Here is a 19,191-nt window from a genome sequence, read left to right as displayed (position 1 = left end):
GCCGCGCTCGAACGCGCCCGCGCCCGCCGCGCCGGCGGCGACGACGGCAGCGGCGCATGAAGACCTTCGACACCGCCCCCGCGCCGCACCTGCCCGCGCGCCGCAGCGTGCGCGAAGTGATGGGCCTGGTGCTGCTGGCGCTGGTGCCCGGCACCGCCGCGCACGCCTGGTTCTTCGGGCCCGGCGTGCTGGTGCAGATGCTGCTGGCGGTAGGCTTCGCGCTGGCGTTCGAGGCGGCGATGCTGAAGCTGCGGGCACGGCCGCTGCGCCCCTTCCTGAGCGACCTGAGCGCGCCGCTGACGGCCGTGCTGTTCGCGCTGTCGCTGCCGCCGCTGGCGCCGTGGTGGGTGGCGGCGATCGGCATGTTCGCGGCGATCGTCTTCGCCAAGCACCTGTATGGCGGGCTGGGCCACAACCTGTTCAATCCGGCGATGGTCGGCGTGGCGGTGGTGGTGCTGTGCTTCCCGCGGGCGTTCACGCAGTGGCTGCCGCCGGCCGGGCTGGATCCGGCCCTGGTGGTGCCGGGGCTGATGGACTCCGTGCGCGCCATCCTCACCGGCGAACTGCCCGCGCCGTGGCGCTGGGACATGCTGGCGCAGGCCACGCCGCTCGACACGGTGCGCACGCTGGCCAAGGAAGGCGCGACCCTGGCCGAAATCCGCGGCGCGCCGCTGTTCGGCGATTTCGGCGGCCGCGGCTGGGAGTGGGTGGCGAACTTCTACGCGCTGGGCGGACTGTTCCTGCTTTGGAAGCGCGTCATCCCCTGGCAGGTGCCGGTGGCGACGCTGGGCACGGTGGTGCTGGTGGCGCTGCCGTTCTGGCTCTACGACCCCGACCTGCATCCCTTCCCGCTGCAGCACGTGTTCTCGGGCGCGCTGGTGCTGGCCGCGTTCTTCATCGCCACCGACCCGGTGAGCGGCTGCACCACGCCGCGTGGCCGCCTGCTGTTCGGCGCCGGCGTGGCGGTGCTGACGCTGGTGATCCGGCGCTGGGGCGCCTTCCCCGACGGCGTGGCGTTCGCGGTGCTGCTGATGAACTGCGCGGCGCCCTGGCTGGATCGCCATTCGCGTCCGCGCATCTTCGGCGAGGGCAAGGCGCCGTGAACGAGTCCACCCGCGAATCGCTGCGCGCGGGCCTGCAGCTGGGGCTGGCGGCTTTGATCGCCATCGCGCTCCTGGCGGGCACCTACTTCCTCACCCGCGATCGCATCGACGACGCCGCGCGGCGCGCGCGCATGCAGGCGCTGGAAGTGGTGCTGCCGGCGGCGCGCTACGACAACGACCCGCTGGCCGACACCGTGCAGGTGCAGGCGCCGGCGTGGCTGGGCGACGAGGCGACCACCGTGCACCGCGCCACGCTCGCCGGCGCGCCCAGTGCGCTGGTGTTCGAAACCGTGGCACCCGACGGCTACGGCGGCCCGATCCGGCTGCTGCTGGCGATCGGCCCGGATGGCCGGGTACTGGGCGTGCGCGTCACCGCGCACCGGGAAACCCCGGGCCTGGGTGACGACATCGAGGCCACGCGCAGCGACTGGATCACGCGCTTCCAGGGCCGCGCGCTCGGCGATCCGCCCGCCGCCGGCTGGGCCGTGCGCAAGGACGGCGGCGACTTCGACCAGTTCGCGGGCGCGACCGTGACGCCGCGCGCCGTGGTGCGCGGCGTGCACCGCGCACTCGACTTCATGCAGCGCCACGGCGACGAGATCCGGGCCGCCGCGCCCGGCGATACACTGCGCATCGCCACCGCCCCGGACGCCCCGCGCCCCCAATGACTTCGCCCCGCGCCATCCTCGAGTACGGCCTGTCCAGCGGCAACACCGGGCTGGTGCAGCTGCTGGGCCTGTGCCCGCTGCTGGCGGTCTCTAACAACGCGGTCAACGCGCTCGGCCTCGGCCTGGCCACCGTGCTGGCGCTAGCTTGCACCAATGCCGCGGTCGCCAGCGTGCGGCGCCTGACCCGTCGCGACGTCCGCATCCCGGCCTTCGTGATGATCATCGCCGCCGTCGTCACCTCGATCGAACTGGCGATGCGCGCCTGGCTGCCGGAACTGCACGCGGTGCTGGGCCTGTTCATCCCGCTGATCGTCACCAATTGCGCGCTGATGGGGCGGGCCGAGGCCTTCGCCTCGCGGAATTCGCCGGGCCTGGCGGCACTGGACGGCTTCGCGGTCGGGCTTGGCTTCCTGTGGGTGCTGCTGGCGATCGGCGCGGTGCGCGAGCTGGTGGGCGAAGGCAGCCTGTTCGCCGGCGCCGGCGCGCTGCTGGGGCTGCCGGCGCTGGAGTTTGCGGCGCCGGGCTACCCGGGCTTCCTGCTGGCGGTGCTGCCGATCGGCGCCTTCGTGGTGCTGGCGGCCCTGGTGGCGATCCGCCAGGCCTGGCGCCTGCGCCGCGCGGAGGCCGCGCGATGATGAAGGCGGAGCTGCGCCGCGAGCTGTTCGCGCGGCTGAAGGAATTGAATCCGAAACCGACCACCGAGCTCGAGTACGCGACCCCGTTCGAGCTGCTGGTGGCGGTGACGCTGTCGGCCCAGGCCACCGACGTCGGCGTGAACAAGGCCACGCGCAAACTGTTCCCGGTGGCCAACACGCCCGCCGCTATCCTGGCGCTCGGCGAGGACGGGCTGAAGAAGTACATCTCGACGATCGGACTGTTCAACGCCAAGGCCGCGAACGTGGTCGCCGCCTGCCGGATCCTGGTCGAGCAGCACGGCGGCGAAGTGCCGCGCGACCGCGAGTCGCTCGAAGCCCTGCCCGGCGTCGGCCGCAAGACCGCCAACGTGGTGCTCAACACCGCCTTCGGCGAGCCCACCATCGCGGTGGACACGCATATCTTCCGGGTCTCGAACCGCACCGGCCTGGCGCCGGGCAAGACCGTGCGCGCGGTCGAGGACAAGCTGCTCAAGGCCGTGCCGGCCGAGTACCGCCTGGACGCCCACCACTGGCTCATCCTGCACGGCCGCTACGTCTGCAAGGCCCGCAAGCCCGACTGCCCCCAGTGCGTGATACGCGACCTCTGCCGCTACCGCGACAAGACCCTGCCCCCGGAATAAAAAAGCACCCCCGGCCGAAGCCGAGGGTGCCGAGGGAACCCATCCCTTTTGAAGCGGATCAGAAGTTGAACTGCGTGCGGATCGCGTACTGGCCGGTCTCGTCGCCGGTCACTTCGTTCTCGCCCTGGGTGTAGTTGAACATCACGCGCAGGTTCGAGTTGATGTAGTAGTTCAGGCCCAGGATCATCGAGGTGGCCTCGCGGTTGACCAGGTCCTTGTTCTCGATGTGGTCGTAGCGCGCGGTCAGCTCCCACAGGCCGTCCTCGCCAACCTTGGGCGAGCCGAACACGCCGGTGCCCGGCTTGTAGGTCTTCACGCCGCCGTTGAGCATCCAGCTGCCCTGCACGTAGAAGGTCTCGACGTCCTGGTCCGCGCCGATCGGCTGGCCGAAGCTCGAGGTGACGTACTCGGACTGGAAGAACAGCGGGCCGTACTGGCCGGCCAGCTCGAGGCCGTAGGCGTCGACCGAGTCACCGCTGGCGCCGGTGGTGGTGGCGATGGTCTGCGACGGGCCGCGGCGGCCGGCGTAGTTGGCCGAAGCGGCCAGGTTGCCGGAGCCGGCGTTGGCGTTCTCGTGGCTGAGCCAGCCGCCCACGTGGAGGATCCGGTCACCGTTCATGATCGGCGCCCAGGTGCCGCGGCCGGCGAAGCCCATGCCCTCGGTGCGCGAACTGGCGGCGCCGCGCAGGTTGAAGGCGGTGGCGCCGAGCGAGTAGTTCAGGCCCTGGACCTGGTAGCCCACGCCCTGCTGGAACTGGCGGCCGCTGAACAGGCCGGTGGCCGAGGCGAACGGGCGCTCCATCACCAGGATCTCGTTGGAGCTGGTCAGCTCCTCCATCGAGCGGTAGGGCTTGAAGTGGCCGAGGGTCAGCTTGCCCGGGCCGAACTGCTTGGCGATGAAGAGGTCGCGCAGGCCATCGAGGTTGCTGCCCGCGGCGAAGTCCTGCTCCATTTTGTATTCCCAGCCCCAGGCGGTGCCGCCGAGGGTCAGGCGCGCGCGGCGGAACTCGGTGGTGCCGGTGGTGGGGGCGATGTCGCGGTCCCAGGCGTAGCCGTCGAAGTGGATGCGGCCGCCGACGCTGAAGGAGAAGGCGTTGTCGGCCGAGGTGACCTTCAGGCCGCCCTTGGTCTCGACCTTGGGCTGGGTCATGGCCTGGGCCTTGAGGGCCTCGGCGGTGTCGATGTTGATGCCGGTCTGGGCTTCGTCACGGGCCTCGAGGTCGTCGATGCGCGTCATCAGCGCGGCGACCTGGGCGCGCAGCTCGGCGATTTCCTGCTCGCTGGCCGAGCTGTTCTGGGCGAAGGCGGTGTCGGTGCTGAGGCCAGTGATCGCGAGGGCGACGGCGGCGGCCAAGGTGGTCAGACGCATGACGGTAACTCCTGGTAGGTAATGTTCAGTCCGGCGCAGCGCCGTGATCGACGGCCCCTGCCCCGGACCGTTACGGGGCGGTTAAGCGTGCACAGGCTGCTCCCGGGATGTGACGGCTCGTTGTGTTTTTGATGACAGCCCGGTTACGGCCGCCCGGGCACCCCGGAGGGCACTGTCATACGCCTGTCATGTTCGAGCAACAGGCTTGTCACCCAAGCGACCTGTAATGGCCGCCATCGGGGGACCCCCTCCGACGCCGCCATCCATCCCGAGGAGTCGTTACCGTGCTCAAGAACTTCAAGCGCAGCCTGGCCACCCTGGCCCTCGCCGCCAGCCTTACCACCGCCGCCCAGGCCGCCGACATCACGGGCGCCGGCGCGACCTTCGTGTTCCCGGTCATGTCCAAGTGGTCGGCCGACTACAACAACGCCACCGGCCACCGCATCAACTACCAGTCGATCGGCTCGGGCGGCGGCATCGCCCAGATGAAGGCCAACACCGTTGACTTCGGCTCGACCGACGCGCCCCTGAAGCCGGAAGACCTGGCCGCCTCCAATCTGGTGCAGTTCCCGCTGGTCATGGGCGGCATCGTGCCGGTCGTGAACCTGGCCGGCGTGCAGCCGGGCCAGATCAAGTTCACCGGCCCGCTGCTGGCCGACATCTACCTGGGCAAGATCACCAACTGGAACGACCCGGCGATCGCCGCGGTCAACCCGGGCCTGACCCTGCCGACCCAGCGCATCACCGTCGTGCACCGCTCGGACGGCTCGGGCACCACCTTCAACTACGTCAACTACCTGTCCAAGGTCAGCCCGGAGTGGAAGACCAAGGTCGGCGAAGGCACCTCGGTGCGCTGGCCGGTGGGCGTGGGCGGCAAGGGCAACGAGGGCGTGACCGCCTACGTGAAGCAGATCAAGGGCTCGATCGGCTACATCGAGCTGTCCTACGCGCTGACCAACAAGGTCTCGTACGGCCAGCTGCAGAACGCCGCCGGCAACTTCATCACCCCGTCGAACGCCTCGATCCAGGCCGCCGCCGCGAGCGCCGAGTGGACCAAGGCCAAGGACTTCTTCCTGGTCGTGACCAACGCCCCGGGCGAGCAGGCCTGGCCGATCACCGCCACCAACTTCGCCCTGCTGTCCAAGCGCCCGAAGAACGTCGAGAACAACCGCCAGGCGCGTGAGTTCTTCGCCTGGGCCTACGCCAACGGCGCCCAGCAGGCCACCGACCTCGGCTACGTGCCGCTGCCGGCCCCGCTGGTCGAGCAGATCAAGGCCTACTGGGCCGCGTCGCTGAAGTAATCTGTTGTCCCCGGACGCGCGCGCCCTGACCGGCGCGCGCGTCTTTTTAGGTGAAACCGCAACGCCGCGCCCCACCCCAGAGAACGCCGCGAATGACCACCGCCACCGCCAAGCCCGCCCCGCCCTCGCGCTTCATCGACGGCGCCGGCGACTGGATCTTCCGGAACATCGTCGCGATCGCCGGCTGGTTCGTGCTGATCACGCTGGCCCTGGCCGCGATGTCGATGTACTGGGGCGGCCGCGAGGCCTTCAACGAGTTCGGCTGGGGCTTCCTGACCTCCACCGACTGGAACCCGGTCACCGAGGAATACGGTGCCCTGGTCGCGATCTACGGTACCGTCGTCACCACCGCCATCGCGATGATCATCGCCGTGCCGGTGAGCTTCGGCATCGCCCTCTTCCTCACCGAGGTGGCGCCGGCCTGGATCCGGCAGCCGCTCGGCGCCGCCATCGAACTGCTGGCCGGCATCCCCTCGATCATCTACGGCATGTGGGGCCTGTTCGTGCTCGCGCCGATCCTGGGCAACCACGTCTATCCCTGGCTCGACGAGAACATCGGCACCCTGCCCGGCATCGGCTTCCTGTTCGCCGGCCCGCCGCTGGGCATCGGCATGCTGACCGCCGGCATCGTGCTGGCGATCATGGTCATCCCCTTCATCTCCTCGGTGATGCGCGAGGTCTTCCTCACGGTGCCGACCCGCCTGAAGGAGTCGGCGTACGCGCTCGGCTCCACCACCACCGAGGTGGTCTGGGACATCGTGCTGCCCTACACCCGCTCGGCGGTGATCGGCGGCATCTTCCTGGGCATGGGCCGCGCGCTCGGCGAGACCATGGCCGTCACCTTCGTGCTCGGCAACGCCCACCGCATCTCGGCCTCGCTGCTCGAGCCGGGCAATTCCATCGCCGCCTCGATCGCCAACGAGTTCGCCGAGGCCACCACCTCGATGTACCAGTCGGCGCTGCTGGCGCTGGGCTTCCTGCTGTTCGCCGTCACCTTCATCGTCCTGGCCATCGCCAAGCTCATGCTCATGCAGCTCAAGAAGCGGGAGGGCAACTGATGTCCGCCGTCGCCGACCGCCTGTTCCTCAAGCGCCGCATCGTCAACGGCGTCACCCTGGTGCTGTCCGGGCTGGCCGCGCTGTTCGGCCTGTTCTGGCTGGTGTGGATCCTGTGGACCACGTTCACCAAGGGCGTGGACGCGATGAGCCTGCAGCTGTTCACCGAGATGACCCCGCCCCCGGGCCAGGACTTCGGTGGCCTCAAGAACGCCATCGCCGGCAGCCTGCTCATCAGCGGCCTGGCCGTGCTGCTGGGCGCGCCCATCGGCGTCGCGGCGGGCACCTACCTGGCCGAGTACGTGAACCACCGCAAGCTCGGCGAAGTGATCCGCTTCGTCAACGACATCCTGCTGTCGGCGCCGTCGATCGTGCTGGGCCTGTTCGTGTACACGCTGGTGGTTCGGACCACGGGCGGCTTCTCCGGCTTCGCCGGCGCGGTCGCCCTGGCCTTCATCGTGCTGCCGGTGGTGGTGCGCACCACCGACGAGATGCTGCGCCTGGTGCCCACGCAGATGCGCGAGGCGGCGCTGTCGCTCGGCATCCCGCAGTGGAAGGTCACCACCCAGATCCTCTACCGCGCCGCCGCCCCGGGCATCCTCACCGGCATCCTGCTGGCGCTGGCGCGCATCAGCGGCGAGACCGCGCCGCTGCTGTTCACCGCCTTCAACAACCAGTACTGGAGCATGGACCTGACCGGCGCGGTGCCGAACCTGCCCGTCACCATCTTCCAGTTCGCGCTCAGCCCGTTCGAGTACTGGAACCAGCTGGCCTGGGCCGGCGCCTTCCTGATCACGGTGTTCGTGCTGCTGGTCAGCATCACCGCCCGTTATTTCCTTCTGCGCAAGAAGATGAGCCATGACTGACGTTTCGATCGCCTTCAACACGGCCGTGAAGGTCGCCGACGAGCTGGCGCCGCGCGCGGCCAAGCTCGAGGCCCGCAACCTCGCCTTCCACTACGGCGAGTTCGCGGCCCTGCGCGACATCAACCTGGTGGTGCCGGAAAAGCGCGTCACCGCGCTGATCGGCCCCTCGGGCTGCGGCAAGTCCACGCTGCTGCGCATCTTCAACCGCATCTACTCGATCTACCCGGGCCAGAAGGCCAGCGGCGAGGTGATCCTGGACGGCGAGAACATCCTCGACCCCAAGTACCCGCTCAACAAGCTGCGCAGCAAGATCGGCATGGTGTTCCAGAAGCCGGTGCCTTTCCCGATGTCGATCTACGACAACATCGCCTACGGCATCGGCCACTACGAGAAGCTCTCGCGCTCCGAGATGGACGTGCGGGTGGAAGCGGCGCTGAACCAGGCCGCGCTCTGGGACGAGGTCAAGGACAAGCTCAAGCAGAACGCGCTGGGCCTCTCCGGCGGCCAGCAGCAGCGCCTGTGCATCGCCCGCGCGGTGGCGCTCAAGCCCGAGGTGATCCTGTTCGACGAGCCGACCTCGGCGCTGGACCCGATCGCCACCGGCAAGATCGAGCAGCTGATCTCCGAGCTCAAGCAGCAGTTCACGATCCTGATCGTGACCCACAACATGCAGCAGGCGGCCCGCTGCTCCGACTACACCGCCTTCATGTACCTGGGCGAGCTGGTCGAGCACGGCGTCACTTCCACCATCTTCACCAAGCCGACCAAGCAGCAGACCGAAGACTACATCACCGGCCGTTTCGGCTAAGGACAGGACACCGCCATGAACGACCACATCGTCAAGAGCTACGACAGCGAGCTCAAGCGCCTGGACGGCGAGATCAAGCGCATGGGCGAGATCGCCACGGCCCAGCTCGACGCCGCCGTGGACGTGTTCCAGCGCCGCGACAGCCAGGCCGCGATGCGCGTGGTGGCCAACGACGAGGCCATCGACGCCCTCGAGCACGAGGTCAGCCACGACGTGCTGCGCCTGCTGGCCCTGCGCCAGCCGATGGCCCGCGACCTGCGCGAGGTCTACGCCGCCCTGCGCATCTCGGCCGACATCGAGCGCATCGGCGACTACGCCGCCAACGTGGCCAAGCGCAGCATCGTCCTGAACCAGACCACCCCGGTCTCGGCCGGCCGCGGCCTGCCGGCCCTGGCCCATTTGGCCAACACCCTGGTCCGCGAGGCCCTGGCCGCCTACACCCACCGCGACGCCGAGCGCGCCATGGCCGTGCGCAGCCGGGACGCCGAGCTCGACGCCCAGTACACCGGCCTGTTCCGCGAGCTGCTGACCTACATGGCCGAGGATCCCCGCCAGATCACGGCCTGCACCCACCTGCTGTTCATGGCCAAGAACATCGAGCGGATCGGCGACCACGCCACCAACATCGCCGAGAACACCTGGTTCCTGGTCCACGGCGAGCAGCCCGAGGGCGAGCGCGAGAAGCGCGACCTGACCTCCCAGTAAGGGTCCTGGGGGCTTCATGCCCCCAAATTCACCCGCCCCGGGGGTAGAATGGCGGGGCTCGATGCGTGGTGCGGGAGAGGCTGGCCAAGGCCAGCGCCGAAGGCGTAACGCCCGTAATCGCTCAGGACCCGGAACCGTACCGCGCGAGCAACTCTGGAGAGACCGGAACCGACCGGCGCCGAAGGGGCATGGGACCGCAGGACGCGGCCCAAAACTCTCAGGCAAAAGGACAGAGGGGCGCCCCCGTGCATCCGTGCGCGGCCCTCCCCTATCGGTCCGGACCTGCCATGACCCGCGAATCCCTGCGTTCCCTCGAGCACCACGACGCCTTCCTCGAACGCCACATCGGCCCGAACGACGCCGAGATCGCGCACATGCTGCGCGTGGTCGGCCAGCCCAGTCTCGACGCCCTGACCGACGCCATCGTGCCGGCCAGCATCAAGTCGCCCGGCCCGCTGGCCCTGCCGGCGCCGGTGACCGAGGTCGAGGCGATCGCCAAGATCCGCGCCATCGCCGACAAGAACCAGGTCTTCCGCAGCTTCATCGGCCAGGGCTACTACGGTACCCACACGCCGAACGTGATCCTGCGCAACATCCTCGAGAACCCGGCCTGGTACACCGCCTACACGCCCTACCAGGCCGAGATCTCCCAGGGCCGCATGGAAGCGCTGATCAACTTCCAGACGATGTGCGCCGACCTCACCGGCATGGAGATCGCGAACGCATCGCTGCTCGACGAGTCGACCGCCGCCGCCGAGGCCATGACCCTCGCCAAGCGCTCGTGCAAGAGCAAGTCCAACCTCTTCTTCGTTTCCAGCGGCGTGCACCCGCAGACGCTCGAAGTGCTGCGCACCCGCGCCGAGCCGCTGGGCATCGAGCTGCGGGTGGGCGACGACGCCGACGCCGGCAACCACGACGTGTTCGGCGTGCTGCTGCAGTACCCGAACACCTTCGGCCAGCTCAACGACTACCAGGCCCTGGCCGACGCCGTGCACGCGCGCGGCGGCTTGGTGGCGGTGGCCACCGACCTGCTGGCGCTCACGCTGGTGAAGGCGCCGGGCGAATGGGGCGCCGACATCGTGGTCGGCAACACCCAGCGCTTCGGCGTGCCCTTCGGTTTCGGCGGCCCGCACGCGGCCTTCATGGCCTGCAAGGACGCCTTCAAGCGCTCGATGCCGGGCCGCCTGATCGGCGTCTCCATCGACGCCGAGGGCAAGCCGGCCTACCGCCTCACGCTGCAGACCCGCGAGCAGCACATCCGCCGCGAGAAGGCCACGTCCAACATCTGCACCGCGCAGGTGCTGCTGGCGGTGATGGCCTCGATGTACGCCGTCTACCACGGCCCGGACGGCCTGACCCGCATCGCCCGCCGCACCCACCGCCTGGCCAGCCTGCTGGCGGCGGCGCTGCGCGGCGCCGGCATCACGGTCGGCCCGGACTTCTTCGACACCCTGCACGTGGTCGGCGTCGACGCCGCCGCTATCCACGCCAAGGCCGAGGCGGCGCGCATCAACCTGCGCCGCATCGACGCCAGCAGCCTAGCCATCAGCCTCGATGAAACCAGCACCCGCGACGACGTGGTCGCGCTGGCCGCGCTGTTCGGCGTGAAGGCCGACGTGGACGCGCTCGATGCGAACACCCAGGACGCGCTGCCCTCGTCGCTCGGCCGCACCAGCAAGTTCATGCAGCACCCGGTGTTCAACACCCACCACAGCGAGCACGAACTGCTGCGCTACCTGCGCCAGCTGTCCGACAAGGACCTGGCCATGGACCGCACCATGATCCCGCTGGGCAGCTGCACCATGAAGCTCAACGCCACCGCCGAGATGATCCCGGTGACCTGGCCCGAGTTCGGCAACCTCCACCCGCTGGCCCCGGCCGCGCAGGCCGAGGGCTACCGCCAGCTGATCACCGAGCTCGAGGCCATGCTGGTCGAGTGCACGGGCTACGACGCGGTCAGCCTGCAGCCGAACTCCGGCGCCCAGGGCGAGTACGCCGGCCTGCTGGCGATCCGCGGCTACCACCGCAGCCGCGGCGAGGCCCACCGCGACATCTGCCTGATCCCCGACTCGGCCCACGGCACCAACCCGGCCAGCGCGCAGATGTGCGGCATGACCGTGGTGGTCACCAAGACCGACGCCAACGGCAACGTGGACGTGGAAGACCTGCGCCGCGCCGCCGAGAAGTATTCCGACCGCCTGGCCGCGCTGATGGTCACCTACCCGTCCACGCACGGCGTGTTCGAGGAGGACATCGTCGAGATCTGCGAGATCATCCATAAGCACGGCGGCCAGGTGTACACCGACGGCGCCAACATGAACGCGCTGGTCGGCGTGGCCAAGCCCGGCAAATGGGGCTCGGACGTCTCGCACCTGAACCTGCACAAGACCTTCTGCATCCCGCACGGTGGCGGCGGCCCGGGCGTGGGCCCCTGCGCGGTGAAGTCGCACCTGGCGCCGTTCCTGCCGCGTCCGCTCGACGCCAACGGCCTGCACACGCAGGGCCTCGGCGCCGGCGACGTCGGCATGGTCTCGGGCGCCACCTTCGGCTCCGCGTCCATCCTGCCGATCAGCTGGATGTACGTGGTGATGATGGGTGCCTACGGCCTGCGCCGCGCCACCCAGGTGGCCCTGCTCAACGCCAACTACATCGCCACCCGCCTGGCCCCGCACTACAAGACGCTCTACACCGGCCGCAACGGGCTGGTGGCGCACGAGTGCATCCTGGACCTGCGCCCGCTCAAGGACGCCACCGGCATCGGCGCCGAGGACGTGGCCAAGCGCCTGATCGACTTCGGCTTCCACGCGCCCACGCTCAGCTTCCCGGTCTCGGGCACGTTGATGGTGGAGCCGACCGAGAGCGAATCGCAGCACGAGCTCGACCGCTTCATCGACGCCATGATCCAGATCCGCGACGAGATCCGCGCCGTCGAGGAAGGCAAGCTCGACCGCGAGGACAACCCGCTCAAGAACGCGCCACACACCGCCACCGCGGTCACGGCCAGCGAGTGGACCCACGCCTACCCGCGCGAGCTGGCCGCGTTCCCGCTGCCGTCGCTCAAGCTGGTGAAGTACTGGCCGCCGGTGGCGCGCGTGGACAACGTCTACGGAGACAAGAACATCATGTGCGCCTGCATCCCGGTGGATGCCTACAAGGACGAGGCCGAGGCCTGATGGCACGGGGCAAGCGCAGCACGAGGAAGCTCCTTCTCGCCGCGCTTGCCCTGCCGCTGCTGGGCTACCTGGGCCTGTGCGGCCTGATGTATGCCCAGCAGCGCGACCTGATGTACTACCCGCAGGCGACCCGGCTCGATGCCATCCACACCGATTTCGAGCTGCGTCGCCCGGACGCCACGCTGCGCGGCTGGCGGCTGCAGCCGGGGCAGGAAGATGCGCTGATCTACTTCGGCGGCAACGCCGAGGCCGTGGAGGGCATGCGCACGCGGCTCACGCGCTGGTTCCCCGACCGAAGCATCTACCTGGTCGCGTACCGCGGCTACGGCGCCAGCGACGGCTCGCCCAGCGAGGCGGCGCTATTCGCCGATGCGCTGGCCATCTTCGACCACGCCAAGGGCCGGCATCCCGAGGGCGAGATCACGGTGGTCGGTCGAAGCCTGGGCTCCGGCGTTGCCAGCTACGTGGCGGCCAAACGGCCGGTGTCGAAACTCGTGCTGGTGACGCCGTTCGACAGCCTCGCCGCCGTCGCGGCCGGCCACTACCCGTGGCTGCCGGTGGACTGGCTGCTGCAGGACCGCTACGACTCCGTCCGCCATCTCGCGGACTTCAGGGGGCCGGTGCTGGTGATCCGCGCCGGCAACGACCGCGTGGTGCCGCCCGCCCGCACCGACGCCCTGATCGCCGCCCTGCCCACGCCGCCCGTAGTGGTGGCCGTCGAGGACGCCAGCCACGACACCGTGCTGTCGGATCCGGCGCCGGGCGAGGCCATCGTCCGCTTCCTCGCGCGCTAGTCCTTCTGGAGCCATTCCCGTCCCGGCGGCGGCACTGCCTGGTCATGCCGATGTCATTTATTTCCACTATTCTCGAACCATGGAAACGAACACCGCCCTCGCCGCCCTCTCGGCCCTCGCCCAACCCCACCGCCTGGCCGTCTTCCGCCACCTGGTCCAGCTCGGGCCGGACGGGGCCTTTGCCGGGGACTTGGCGGCGCACCTGGCCATCCCGCCGAACACCCTGTCCTTCCACCTCAAGGCCTTGCAGCAGGCCGGCCTGATCCAGCCCGAGCCGCTGGGCCGGAACATCCGCTACCGAGCCGACTTCGAGGCGATGCGCGGGCTGGTGGGCTTCCTGACCGAGAACTGCTGCGGTGGCGACGACGCCCTGTGCGCGCCCGCGGACGGCCCGGCCAAGGGCGCGGGCTGCTGCTGATCCCTTTCCCTCAGAGACCACACCCATGCCCCTCAACATCGGCATCAACGGCTTCGGCCGCATCGGACGCTTGGCCCTGCGCGCGGCCTGGGGCCAGGCCAGCGTGCAGTTCGTCCGGATCAACGACCCGAGCGGCGACGCCGCCACCCTCGCCCACCTGCTCAACTTCGACTCGGTGCACGGCCGCTGGCAGCGCGAAGCGGGCCACGACGGCGACGCCATCGTGATCGACGGCCAGCGCATCGCGGTCACCCGCAACAAGGCCCTCGCCGACACCGACTGGTCTGGCTGCGACGTGGTAATCGAAGCCAGCGGCAAAATGAAGACCAGCGCCGCGCTGCAGGCCTACCTCGACCAGGGCGTGAAGCGCGTGGTGGTCACCGCGCCGGTGAAGGAAGCCGGCGTGCTGAACGTGGTGATGGGCGTGAATGACCATCGGTTCGACCCGGCGCAGCACCGCATCGTCACCGCGGCCTCCTGCACCACCAATTGCCTGGCGCCGCTGGTGAAGGTGATCCACGAGGGCCTGGGCATCCGCCACGGCAGCATCACCACCGTGCACGACCTCACCAACACCCAGTCGATCCTTGACCAGCCGCACAAGGACCTGCGCCGCGCCCGCGCCTGCGGCATGAGCCTGATCCCGACCACCACCGGCTCGGCCACCGCGATCACCGAGATCTTCCCCGAGCTCAAGGGCCGCCTGAACGGCCACGCCGTGCGCGTGCCGCTGGCCAATGCCTCGCTCACCGACGCCGTGTTCGAAGTCGAACGCGCGACCACGCGCGAGGAAGTGAATGCGCTGTTCCAGGCCGCGGCGGAGGGCCCGCTCAAGGGCATCCTCGGCTACGAAACCCGCCCGCTGGTGTCGATCGACTACCGCACCGACCCGCGCTCGTCCATCGTCGATGCCGACTTCACGATGGTGGTGAACGGCACCCAGGTGAAGGTGTTCGCCTGGTACGACAACGAGTGGGGCTACGCCAACCGCACCGCCGAGCTGGCGCTGAAGGTGGGCCGCGCGTGAGCGAAGCCGCCGCCCGCACGATGGCGCGCCAGTACCTGGTCATCACCGGGAACTACTGGGCCTTCACCCTGACCGACGGCGCGCTGCGGATGCTGGTGGTGCTGCACTTCCACCAGCTCGGCTACTCGCCGCTGCAGGTGGCGATGCTGTTCCTGTTCTACGAAATCTTCGGCGTGGTCACCAACCTGGTTGGCGGCTGGCTGGGCGCGCGGCTGGGCCTGAACCGCACGATGAACCTCGGGCTGTTCCTGCAGATCGGCGCGCTGGTGATGCTGGCCGTGCCGGCGGCGATGCTGACGGTGCCCTGGGTGATGGCGGCGCAGGCGCTGAGCGGCATCGCCAAGGACCTCAACAAGATGAGCGCCAAGGGCGGCATCAAGCTGCTGGTGCCGGGCGCGGAACAGGCGCGGCTGTACCGGTGGGTGGCGGTGCTGACGGGCTCGAAGAACGCGCTCAAGGGCGTCGGCTTCTTCCTGGGCGGCGTGCTGCTGGCGGCGCTGGGCTTCGACGGCGCGGTGGTCGCGATGGCGGCGGCGCTGGGCCTGGTGTGGCTTCTCAGCCTGGCGCTGCTGCAGAAGGACCTCGGCAAGGCCAAGGCCAAGCCGAAGTTCACCGAGCTGCTGTCCAAGAGCGCAGCCATCAACCGGCTGTCCGCGGCGCGCCTGCTGCTGTTCGCGGCCCGCGACGTCTGGTTCGTGGTGGCGCTGCCCGTGTACCTGGCCACCACGTTGGGCTGGTCGCACGCGGCCATCGGCGGCTTCCTGGCCACGTGGATCATCGGCTACGGCGCGGTGCAGGCGCTGGCGCCGGCGGTGACGGGCCAGCGCGGCGGGCATCCGCCCGGCGGCGGCGTGGCGTTTGCCTGGGCGCTGGCGCTGGCGGTGCCCACGGCCGGCCTGGCGTGGGCGCTGGGCGCGGGCTGGCCGGCGCAGACGGTGCTGGTGGCCGGGCTGCTGGTGTTCGGCGCCGCGTTCGCGGTCAATTCGGCGCTGCACAGCTATCTGATCGTCGCCCACGCCCGCGAGGACGGCGTGTCGCTGGACGTGGGCTTCTACTACATGGCCAACGCCGGCGGCCGGCTGCTGGGCACGGTGTTGTCGGGGGCGGTGTACCAATCCCTCGGGCTGGCGGCCTGCCTCTGGTTTTCGGCGGCATTCCTGGCGCTTTCGGCGGTGGTGGTGCTGGGCCTGCCCCGACCGGCACCCGGCCCCGGCAGCCCGGACCTCGCCCCGGACTGACCCCCGGCCCGCGAAACTGAACACCCGTTAAATTTTGAACGGAACCCGCCGCACCCTCCGCTGCGGCGGTAGTCTCTTAGGGGTCATGACGATTTCATTGTTCCCCTCGATGCTCATGGCGACCTCGCCGGCGGTGACCATGGAAAACCAGGCCTGGCTGCAGGACCTCGATGCCGCCCGCGCCGGCGACCGGCCGGCGCTGGAGCGCGTGCTCACCCGCTCGCGCCAGGACCTGCGCCGCTACGCCGAGCACCACTGCGTGGTCAACGACGTCGAGGACGCCGTGCAGGAGTCGCTGTTCACCGCCTCCCGGCGCCTGGTGGACCTGCGCCAGCTGGAGTGCTTCGCGTCCTGGTTGTTCCGCATCGTCAAGCGCGAATGCAACCGCCTCAAGCGCGGCATGCGTACTTTCCTGCATGAGCCGATCACCGAGGACATCGCGGCCGTGTGCGTGATCGAGCACCGGGGCTTGGCCCGCGACTTGGCCGCCGCGCTGGAGTCCCTGACCGCGCACTACCGCGAGATCGTGCTGATGCGCGACCTCGAGGGCCTGACCATCGAGGAGCTGTCCGAGCGCCTCGGCCTGACCCGCGAGGCCACCAAGGCCCGCCTGCACCGCGCGCGTTCACTCGCGCGCGAATACCTGAAAGACTGAACCCACCCCGCGGGTCCGCCCGCAACCCACAGAGAGAGAACGATCATGTCGAACAAAACCTCCAAATCCGTTGTGATGGTCGCCGGCGCCCTGGTCCTGGGCAGCATGGCGCTGGCCAACTCCGCGTTCGCGATGAGCCCGCTGGGCCAGGGCTACGCACTGGCCGCCAGCGACCACGGCGACCACGCCGAGGGCAAGTGTGGCGAGGGCAAGTGCGGCGACGACAAGAAGGCCGAAGGCGAAGGCAAGTGCGGCGAAGGCCACTGCGGCGCCGAGAAGGGCGAGCACGAGGGCAAGTGCGGCGAAGGCAAGTGTGGCGAGGGCAAGTGCGGCGCCGACAAGGCCGAGGGCGAAGGCAAGTGCGGCGAAGGCAAGTGCGGCGCCGACAAGGCCGAGGGCGAGGGCAAGTGCGGCGAAGGCAAGTGCGGCGGCCAGGCTTGAGATCGAAATGACGGCCATCCCTTCCCTCTCTCCGGTGGCCGCCGGCCTCGGCCTGCGGCGGGCCCTGATGGGTCCGCTGCAGGCCGCAGCGCCGGGAGACTTCGATTTCCTCGAGTGCGCCCCCGACAACTGGATCGGCGTCGGCGGGCGCTTCGGCGAGGGCCTGCGCGAACTCAGCGCGAAGCACCCGCTGGTGTGCCATGGGCTTTCGCTGTCGCTGGGCGCGGTCGAGCCCTTCGACGAAACCTACCTGCTCAAGCTGCGCCGGTTCCTGGATGAACACCGGGTGCCGATCTACAGCGAGCACCTGTCCTACTGCAGCGACGACGGCCAGCTCTACGACCTGATGCCGATTCCCTTCACCGAGGAAGCCGTGCACCACGTCGCCGGCCGCATCCGCCAGGTGCAGGAAGCGCTGGGCCGCCGCATCGCGGTCGAGAACATCTCCTACTACGCCGCGCCCTACCAGGCGATGCCGGAGATCGATTTCGTCAACGCCGTGCTGGCCGAGGCCGACTGCGACCTGCTGCTGGACGTGAACAACATCTTCGTCAACGCGGTGAACCACCGCTACGACGCCCACGAATTCCTGCGCCGCCTGCCGGGCGAGCGCATCGCCTACTACCACGTCGCCGGCCACTACGACGAGGCCGACGACCTGAAGGTGGACACCCACGGCGCGCCGGTGAAGCCGGGGGTGTGGGAGCTGCTCGACACCGCCTGCGCGACGTTCGGCCCGCGGCCGGCGCTGCTCGAGCGCGATTTCAACTTCCCGCCCTACGCTGAGCTGGTGGCGGAAGTGGCCACCGTGCGCGCCACGCTGCGCCGCCACGCGCCGGCGGAGGTTCGCCATGCCCGCGCCTGAGGCGCTGCGCCGCCAGCAGTTCACGCTGGCCGCGCACATCCGCGACCCCGAACACGCGGCGCCGCCGCCGGACATCGAGGATCGCCGGCTGCAGGTCTATCGCGACCTCTTCTTCAACAGCCTCGAGGGCCTGCTGGCCGGCAACTTCCCGATCATCCGCAAGATCCTGGATGGCGGGCGCTGGCACGCGCTGGTGCGCGATTTCTATCGCGAGCACCGCTGCGCCACGCCAATCTTCCCCGAGCTGCCGCGCGAATTCCTGCAGTACCTGCAGCAGCGCGGCGTGCGCGCGGGCGATCCGCCGTGGCTGCTGGAGCTGGCGCACTACGAATGGGTGGAGCTGGCGCTCGACCTCAGCGATGCCGTGCCGCCACCGCACGACCCCGCCGGCGACCTGCTGCTGGGCCGCCCGCTGCTGTCGCCGCTGGCCTGGCCGCTGGCCTACGCCTGGCCGGTGCACCACCTCTCGCCTGCGCACCAGCCCGCCGAACCGCCGCCGCAGCCGACCTTCCTGCTGGTGCAGCGCGGCGCCGACCATCGCGTGCGCTTCAACGAGCTCACCGCGCTGAGCTTCCGACTGCTGCAGCGCCTGGCCGACGCGCCCACGCTCAGCGGCCGCGAGCAGCTGCTGGCGCTCGCCGCCGAGGCCGGCGCCGCCGACACCGAAGCGTTCCTCGCGCAGGGCCAGGCCATGCTCGAGCAGTTCCGCGCCGCGGGCATCGTCCCCGGCACCGCCACTTCCTGACGGAGACATCCCCATGCGACTTTCCCTCGGCGACCGCTGGGTCGCCCTGACCGAACGACTGGACGGCACCGGCCACTGGCTGGCGCCGCTGGGCCTGCGCCTGATCCTGGCCTGGGAATTCTGGGAGGCCGGGATGCAGAAGTACCGCGGCGAGAACTGGTTCGCCGGCATCCAGGACAAGTTCCCGGTGCCCTTCAACCTGGCGCCCGTGGACCTGAGCTGGACGCTGGCGACCTGGGCCGAACTGGTCGGCGCGGTCGCGCTGCTGCTGGGCCTCGGCACGCGCTTTTTCGCCTTCGCGCTGCTGGTGCTGACGGCGGTGGCGACGGTGTCGGTGCACTGGCCGGCCGACTACGGCAGCCTGTCGGAGCTGTGGCGCGGCTATGCGATCAGCGACAAGGGCTTCGGCAACTTCAAGCTGCCGCTGCTGTTCGCGCTGATGCTGCTGCCGCTGGTGTTCCAGGGCGGCGGCAAGCTGAGCCTGGACGCCGCGCTGGCCGCCCGCGCCGGCGCCACGCCGCGGGCGCCGGTGCAGGACGTGATGGCCTGGGGACTGGCGTCGCTGGTGCTGGGCCTGCCGCTGGCGCTGCTGGTGCCCACCGTCGGCATCGCCCTGCTGGTCGCCGGCGTCGTGCTGGTCGCGGTGGATCGCCTGCTGCTCACCTGACCCTCTGCTATCCTGCG

20 protein-coding genes and 1 riboswitch are annotated in these 19,191 nt (G+C 69.7%); of the genes, 19 read left to right on the top strand and 1 reads right to left on the bottom strand.

The features are described 5' to 3' along the window. Positions 1-56 precede the first annotated feature (56 nt). The 4 genes from Q0C12_RS06985 to nth are packed head-to-tail and all read left to right on the top strand — an operon-like array spanning position 57 to position 3,047. Positions 57-1,103 carry an RnfABCDGE type electron transport complex subunit D gene (locus Q0C12_RS06985; RefSeq protein WP_290888117.1) on the top strand — a complete coding sequence of 349 codons (1,047 nt, stop codon included), beginning with the start codon at positions 57-59 and terminating at the stop codon, positions 1,101-1,103. Beyond that, positions 1,100-1,771, top strand: coding sequence for an electron transport complex subunit RsxG (gene rsxG, locus Q0C12_RS06980; protein ID WP_290888114.1), 672 nt, complete (start codon positions 1,100-1,102; stop codon positions 1,769-1,771). The genes Q0C12_RS06985 and rsxG overlap by 4 nt, the downstream gene beginning before the upstream one ends. Continuing rightward, complete coding sequence (locus Q0C12_RS06975; protein ID WP_290888111.1) at positions 1,768-2,406, top strand: electron transport complex subunit E; 639 nt, start codon at positions 1,768-1,770, stop codon at positions 2,404-2,406. Before rsxG ends, Q0C12_RS06975 begins: the two co-directional genes overlap by 4 nt. Next, positions 2,403-3,047 carry an endonuclease III gene (gene nth, locus Q0C12_RS06970; RefSeq protein ID WP_290888108.1) on the top strand — a complete coding sequence of 215 codons (645 nt, stop codon included), beginning with the start codon at positions 2,403-2,405 and terminating at the stop codon, positions 3,045-3,047. Before Q0C12_RS06975 ends, nth begins: the two co-directional genes overlap by 4 nt. Positions 3,048-3,105: 58 nt before the next feature. On the opposite strand, the gene Q0C12_RS06965 is transcribed toward nth, so the two are convergent. Beyond that, positions 3,106-4,416 (bottom strand): porin, encoded by a 1,311-nt coding sequence (locus Q0C12_RS06965; protein ID WP_290888104.1) that lies wholly within the window; start codon positions 4,414-4,416, stop codon positions 3,106-3,108. Between the two features lie 284 nt (positions 4,417-4,700). Between Q0C12_RS06965 and pstS the strand changes: the two genes are divergently transcribed. The 15 genes from pstS (at position 4,701) to Q0C12_RS06890 (ending at position 19,174) form a co-directional block, all read left to right on the top strand. Continuing rightward, complete coding sequence (pstS, locus tag Q0C12_RS06960; protein ID WP_290888101.1) at positions 4,701-5,717, top strand: phosphate ABC transporter substrate-binding protein PstS; 1,017 nt, start codon at positions 4,701-4,703, stop codon at positions 5,715-5,717. Positions 5,718-5,809: 92 nt separating this feature from the next. Next, a complete protein-coding gene (gene pstC, locus Q0C12_RS06955) occupies positions 5,810-6,775 on the top strand; it encodes a phosphate ABC transporter permease subunit PstC (RefSeq protein WP_290888099.1) in 966 nt (321 codons plus the stop codon). Beyond that, the gene (gene pstA / locus Q0C12_RS06950; protein ID WP_290888096.1) at positions 6,775-7,638 is read left to right on the top strand and encodes a phosphate ABC transporter permease PstA; all 864 of its coding nucleotides are present in this window, start codon (positions 6,775-6,777) and stop codon (positions 7,636-7,638) included. Before pstC ends, pstA begins: the two co-directional genes overlap by 1 nt. After that, complete coding sequence (gene pstB / locus Q0C12_RS06945; RefSeq protein WP_290888093.1) at positions 7,631-8,446, top strand: phosphate ABC transporter ATP-binding protein PstB; 816 nt, start codon at positions 7,631-7,633, stop codon at positions 8,444-8,446. Before pstA ends, pstB begins: the two co-directional genes overlap by 8 nt. 15 nt (positions 8,447-8,461) lie before the next feature. Next, positions 8,462-9,151 (top strand): phosphate signaling complex protein PhoU, encoded by a 690-nt coding sequence (phoU, locus tag Q0C12_RS06940; RefSeq protein ID WP_290888091.1) that lies wholly within the window; start codon positions 8,462-8,464, stop codon positions 9,149-9,151. Between the two features lie 143 nt (positions 9,152-9,294). Beyond that, positions 9,295-9,394: riboswitch (glycine riboswitch) on the top strand. 44 nt (positions 9,395-9,438) lie between these two features. Further along, positions 9,439-12,324 (top strand): aminomethyl-transferring glycine dehydrogenase, encoded by a 2,886-nt coding sequence (gene gcvP / locus Q0C12_RS06935; protein ID WP_290888088.1) that lies wholly within the window; start codon positions 9,439-9,441, stop codon positions 12,322-12,324. After that, positions 12,324-13,118, top strand: a complete 795-nt coding sequence (locus Q0C12_RS06930; protein WP_290888085.1) for an alpha/beta fold hydrolase — start codon at positions 12,324-12,326, stop codon at positions 13,116-13,118. Before gcvP ends, Q0C12_RS06930 begins: the two co-directional genes overlap by 1 nt. 79 nt (positions 13,119-13,197) lie before the next feature. Beyond that, positions 13,198-13,536 carry a metalloregulator ArsR/SmtB family transcription factor gene (locus Q0C12_RS06925; protein ID WP_290888082.1) on the top strand — a complete coding sequence of 113 codons (339 nt, stop codon included), beginning with the start codon at positions 13,198-13,200 and terminating at the stop codon, positions 13,534-13,536. Between the two features lie 25 nt (positions 13,537-13,561). Beyond that, positions 13,562-14,563: an ArsJ-associated glyceraldehyde-3-phosphate dehydrogenase gene (locus Q0C12_RS06920; RefSeq protein ID WP_290888079.1), complete on the top strand. Its 1,002-nt coding sequence runs from the start codon at positions 13,562-13,564 to the stop codon at positions 14,561-14,563. Then, positions 14,560-15,801, top strand: coding sequence for an organoarsenical effux MFS transporter ArsJ (gene arsJ, locus Q0C12_RS06915; protein ID WP_290888076.1), 1,242 nt, complete (start codon positions 14,560-14,562; stop codon positions 15,799-15,801). The genes Q0C12_RS06920 and arsJ overlap by 4 nt, the downstream gene beginning before the upstream one ends. An 85-nt stretch (positions 15,802-15,886) precedes the next feature. Then, complete coding sequence (locus Q0C12_RS06910; RefSeq protein ID WP_290888073.1) at positions 15,887-16,456, top strand: RNA polymerase sigma factor; 570 nt, start codon at positions 15,887-15,889, stop codon at positions 16,454-16,456. A gap of 45 nt (positions 16,457-16,501) precedes the next feature. Next, the gene (locus Q0C12_RS06905) at positions 16,502-16,897 is read left to right on the top strand and encodes a hypothetical protein (protein WP_290888071.1); all 396 of its coding nucleotides are present in this window, start codon (positions 16,502-16,504) and stop codon (positions 16,895-16,897) included. Positions 16,898-16,904: 7 nt separating this feature from the next. After that, positions 16,905-17,762: a DUF692 domain-containing protein gene (locus Q0C12_RS06900; protein ID WP_290888068.1), complete on the top strand. Its 858-nt coding sequence runs from the start codon at positions 16,905-16,907 to the stop codon at positions 17,760-17,762. Continuing rightward, entirely contained in the window at positions 17,749-18,507 is a 759-nt protein-coding gene (locus tag Q0C12_RS06895) for a putative DNA-binding domain-containing protein (RefSeq protein WP_290888065.1), read from the top strand. Before Q0C12_RS06900 ends, Q0C12_RS06895 begins: the two co-directional genes overlap by 14 nt. A gap of 13 nt (positions 18,508-18,520) precedes the next feature. Next, positions 18,521-19,174, top strand: a complete 654-nt coding sequence (locus Q0C12_RS06890; protein ID WP_290888062.1) for a DoxX family protein — start codon at positions 18,521-18,523, stop codon at positions 19,172-19,174. The last annotated feature ends 17 nt before the right edge of the window (positions 19,175-19,191 follow it).

The sequence above is a fragment of the Arenimonas sp. genome (assembly GCF_022842045.1).
Lineage (GTDB): Bacteria > Pseudomonadota > Gammaproteobacteria > Xanthomonadales > Xanthomonadaceae > Arenimonas.
Note: the sequence above shows the minus strand (reverse complement) of the source record. Positions and strands in the feature narration are given on the sequence as shown.

Coding starts and splice junctions, on each gene's coding strand:
- Q0C12_RS06985 (WP_290888117.1), top strand. CDS start 57: ATGAAGACCTTCGACACCGCCCCCGCGCCGCACCTGCCCGCGCGCCGC.
- Q0C12_RS06975 (WP_290888111.1), top strand. CDS start 1,768: ATGACTTCGCCCCGCGCCATCCTCGAGTACGGCCTGTCCAGCGGCAAC.
- nth (WP_290888108.1), top strand. CDS start 2,403: ATGATGAAGGCGGAGCTGCGCCGCGAGCTGTTCGCGCGGCTGAAGGAA.
- Q0C12_RS06965 (WP_290888104.1), bottom strand. CDS start 4,416: ATGCGTCTGACCACCTTGGCCGCCGCCGTCGCCCTCGCGATCACTGGC.
- pstC (WP_290888099.1), top strand. CDS start 5,810: ATGACCACCGCCACCGCCAAGCCCGCCCCGCCCTCGCGCTTCATCGAC.
- pstA (WP_290888096.1), top strand. CDS start 6,775: ATGTCCGCCGTCGCCGACCGCCTGTTCCTCAAGCGCCGCATCGTCAAC.
- pstB (WP_290888093.1), top strand. CDS start 7,631: ATGACTGACGTTTCGATCGCCTTCAACACGGCCGTGAAGGTCGCCGAC.
- phoU (WP_290888091.1), top strand. CDS start 8,462: ATGAACGACCACATCGTCAAGAGCTACGACAGCGAGCTCAAGCGCCTG.
- gcvP (WP_290888088.1), top strand. CDS start 9,439: ATGACCCGCGAATCCCTGCGTTCCCTCGAGCACCACGACGCCTTCCTC.
- Q0C12_RS06930 (WP_290888085.1), top strand. CDS start 12,324: ATGGCACGGGGCAAGCGCAGCACGAGGAAGCTCCTTCTCGCCGCGCTT.
- Q0C12_RS06925 (WP_290888082.1), top strand. CDS start 13,198: ATGGAAACGAACACCGCCCTCGCCGCCCTCTCGGCCCTCGCCCAACCC.
- Q0C12_RS06920 (WP_290888079.1), top strand. CDS start 13,562: ATGCCCCTCAACATCGGCATCAACGGCTTCGGCCGCATCGGACGCTTG.
- Q0C12_RS06910 (WP_290888073.1), top strand. CDS start 15,887: ATGACGATTTCATTGTTCCCCTCGATGCTCATGGCGACCTCGCCGGCG.
- Q0C12_RS06905 (WP_290888071.1), top strand. CDS start 16,502: ATGTCGAACAAAACCTCCAAATCCGTTGTGATGGTCGCCGGCGCCCTG.
- Q0C12_RS06900 (WP_290888068.1), top strand. CDS start 16,905: ATGACGGCCATCCCTTCCCTCTCTCCGGTGGCCGCCGGCCTCGGCCTG.
- Q0C12_RS06895 (WP_290888065.1), top strand. CDS start 17,749: ATGCCCGCGCCTGAGGCGCTGCGCCGCCAGCAGTTCACGCTGGCCGCG.
- Q0C12_RS06890 (WP_290888062.1), top strand. CDS start 18,521: ATGCGACTTTCCCTCGGCGACCGCTGGGTCGCCCTGACCGAACGACTG.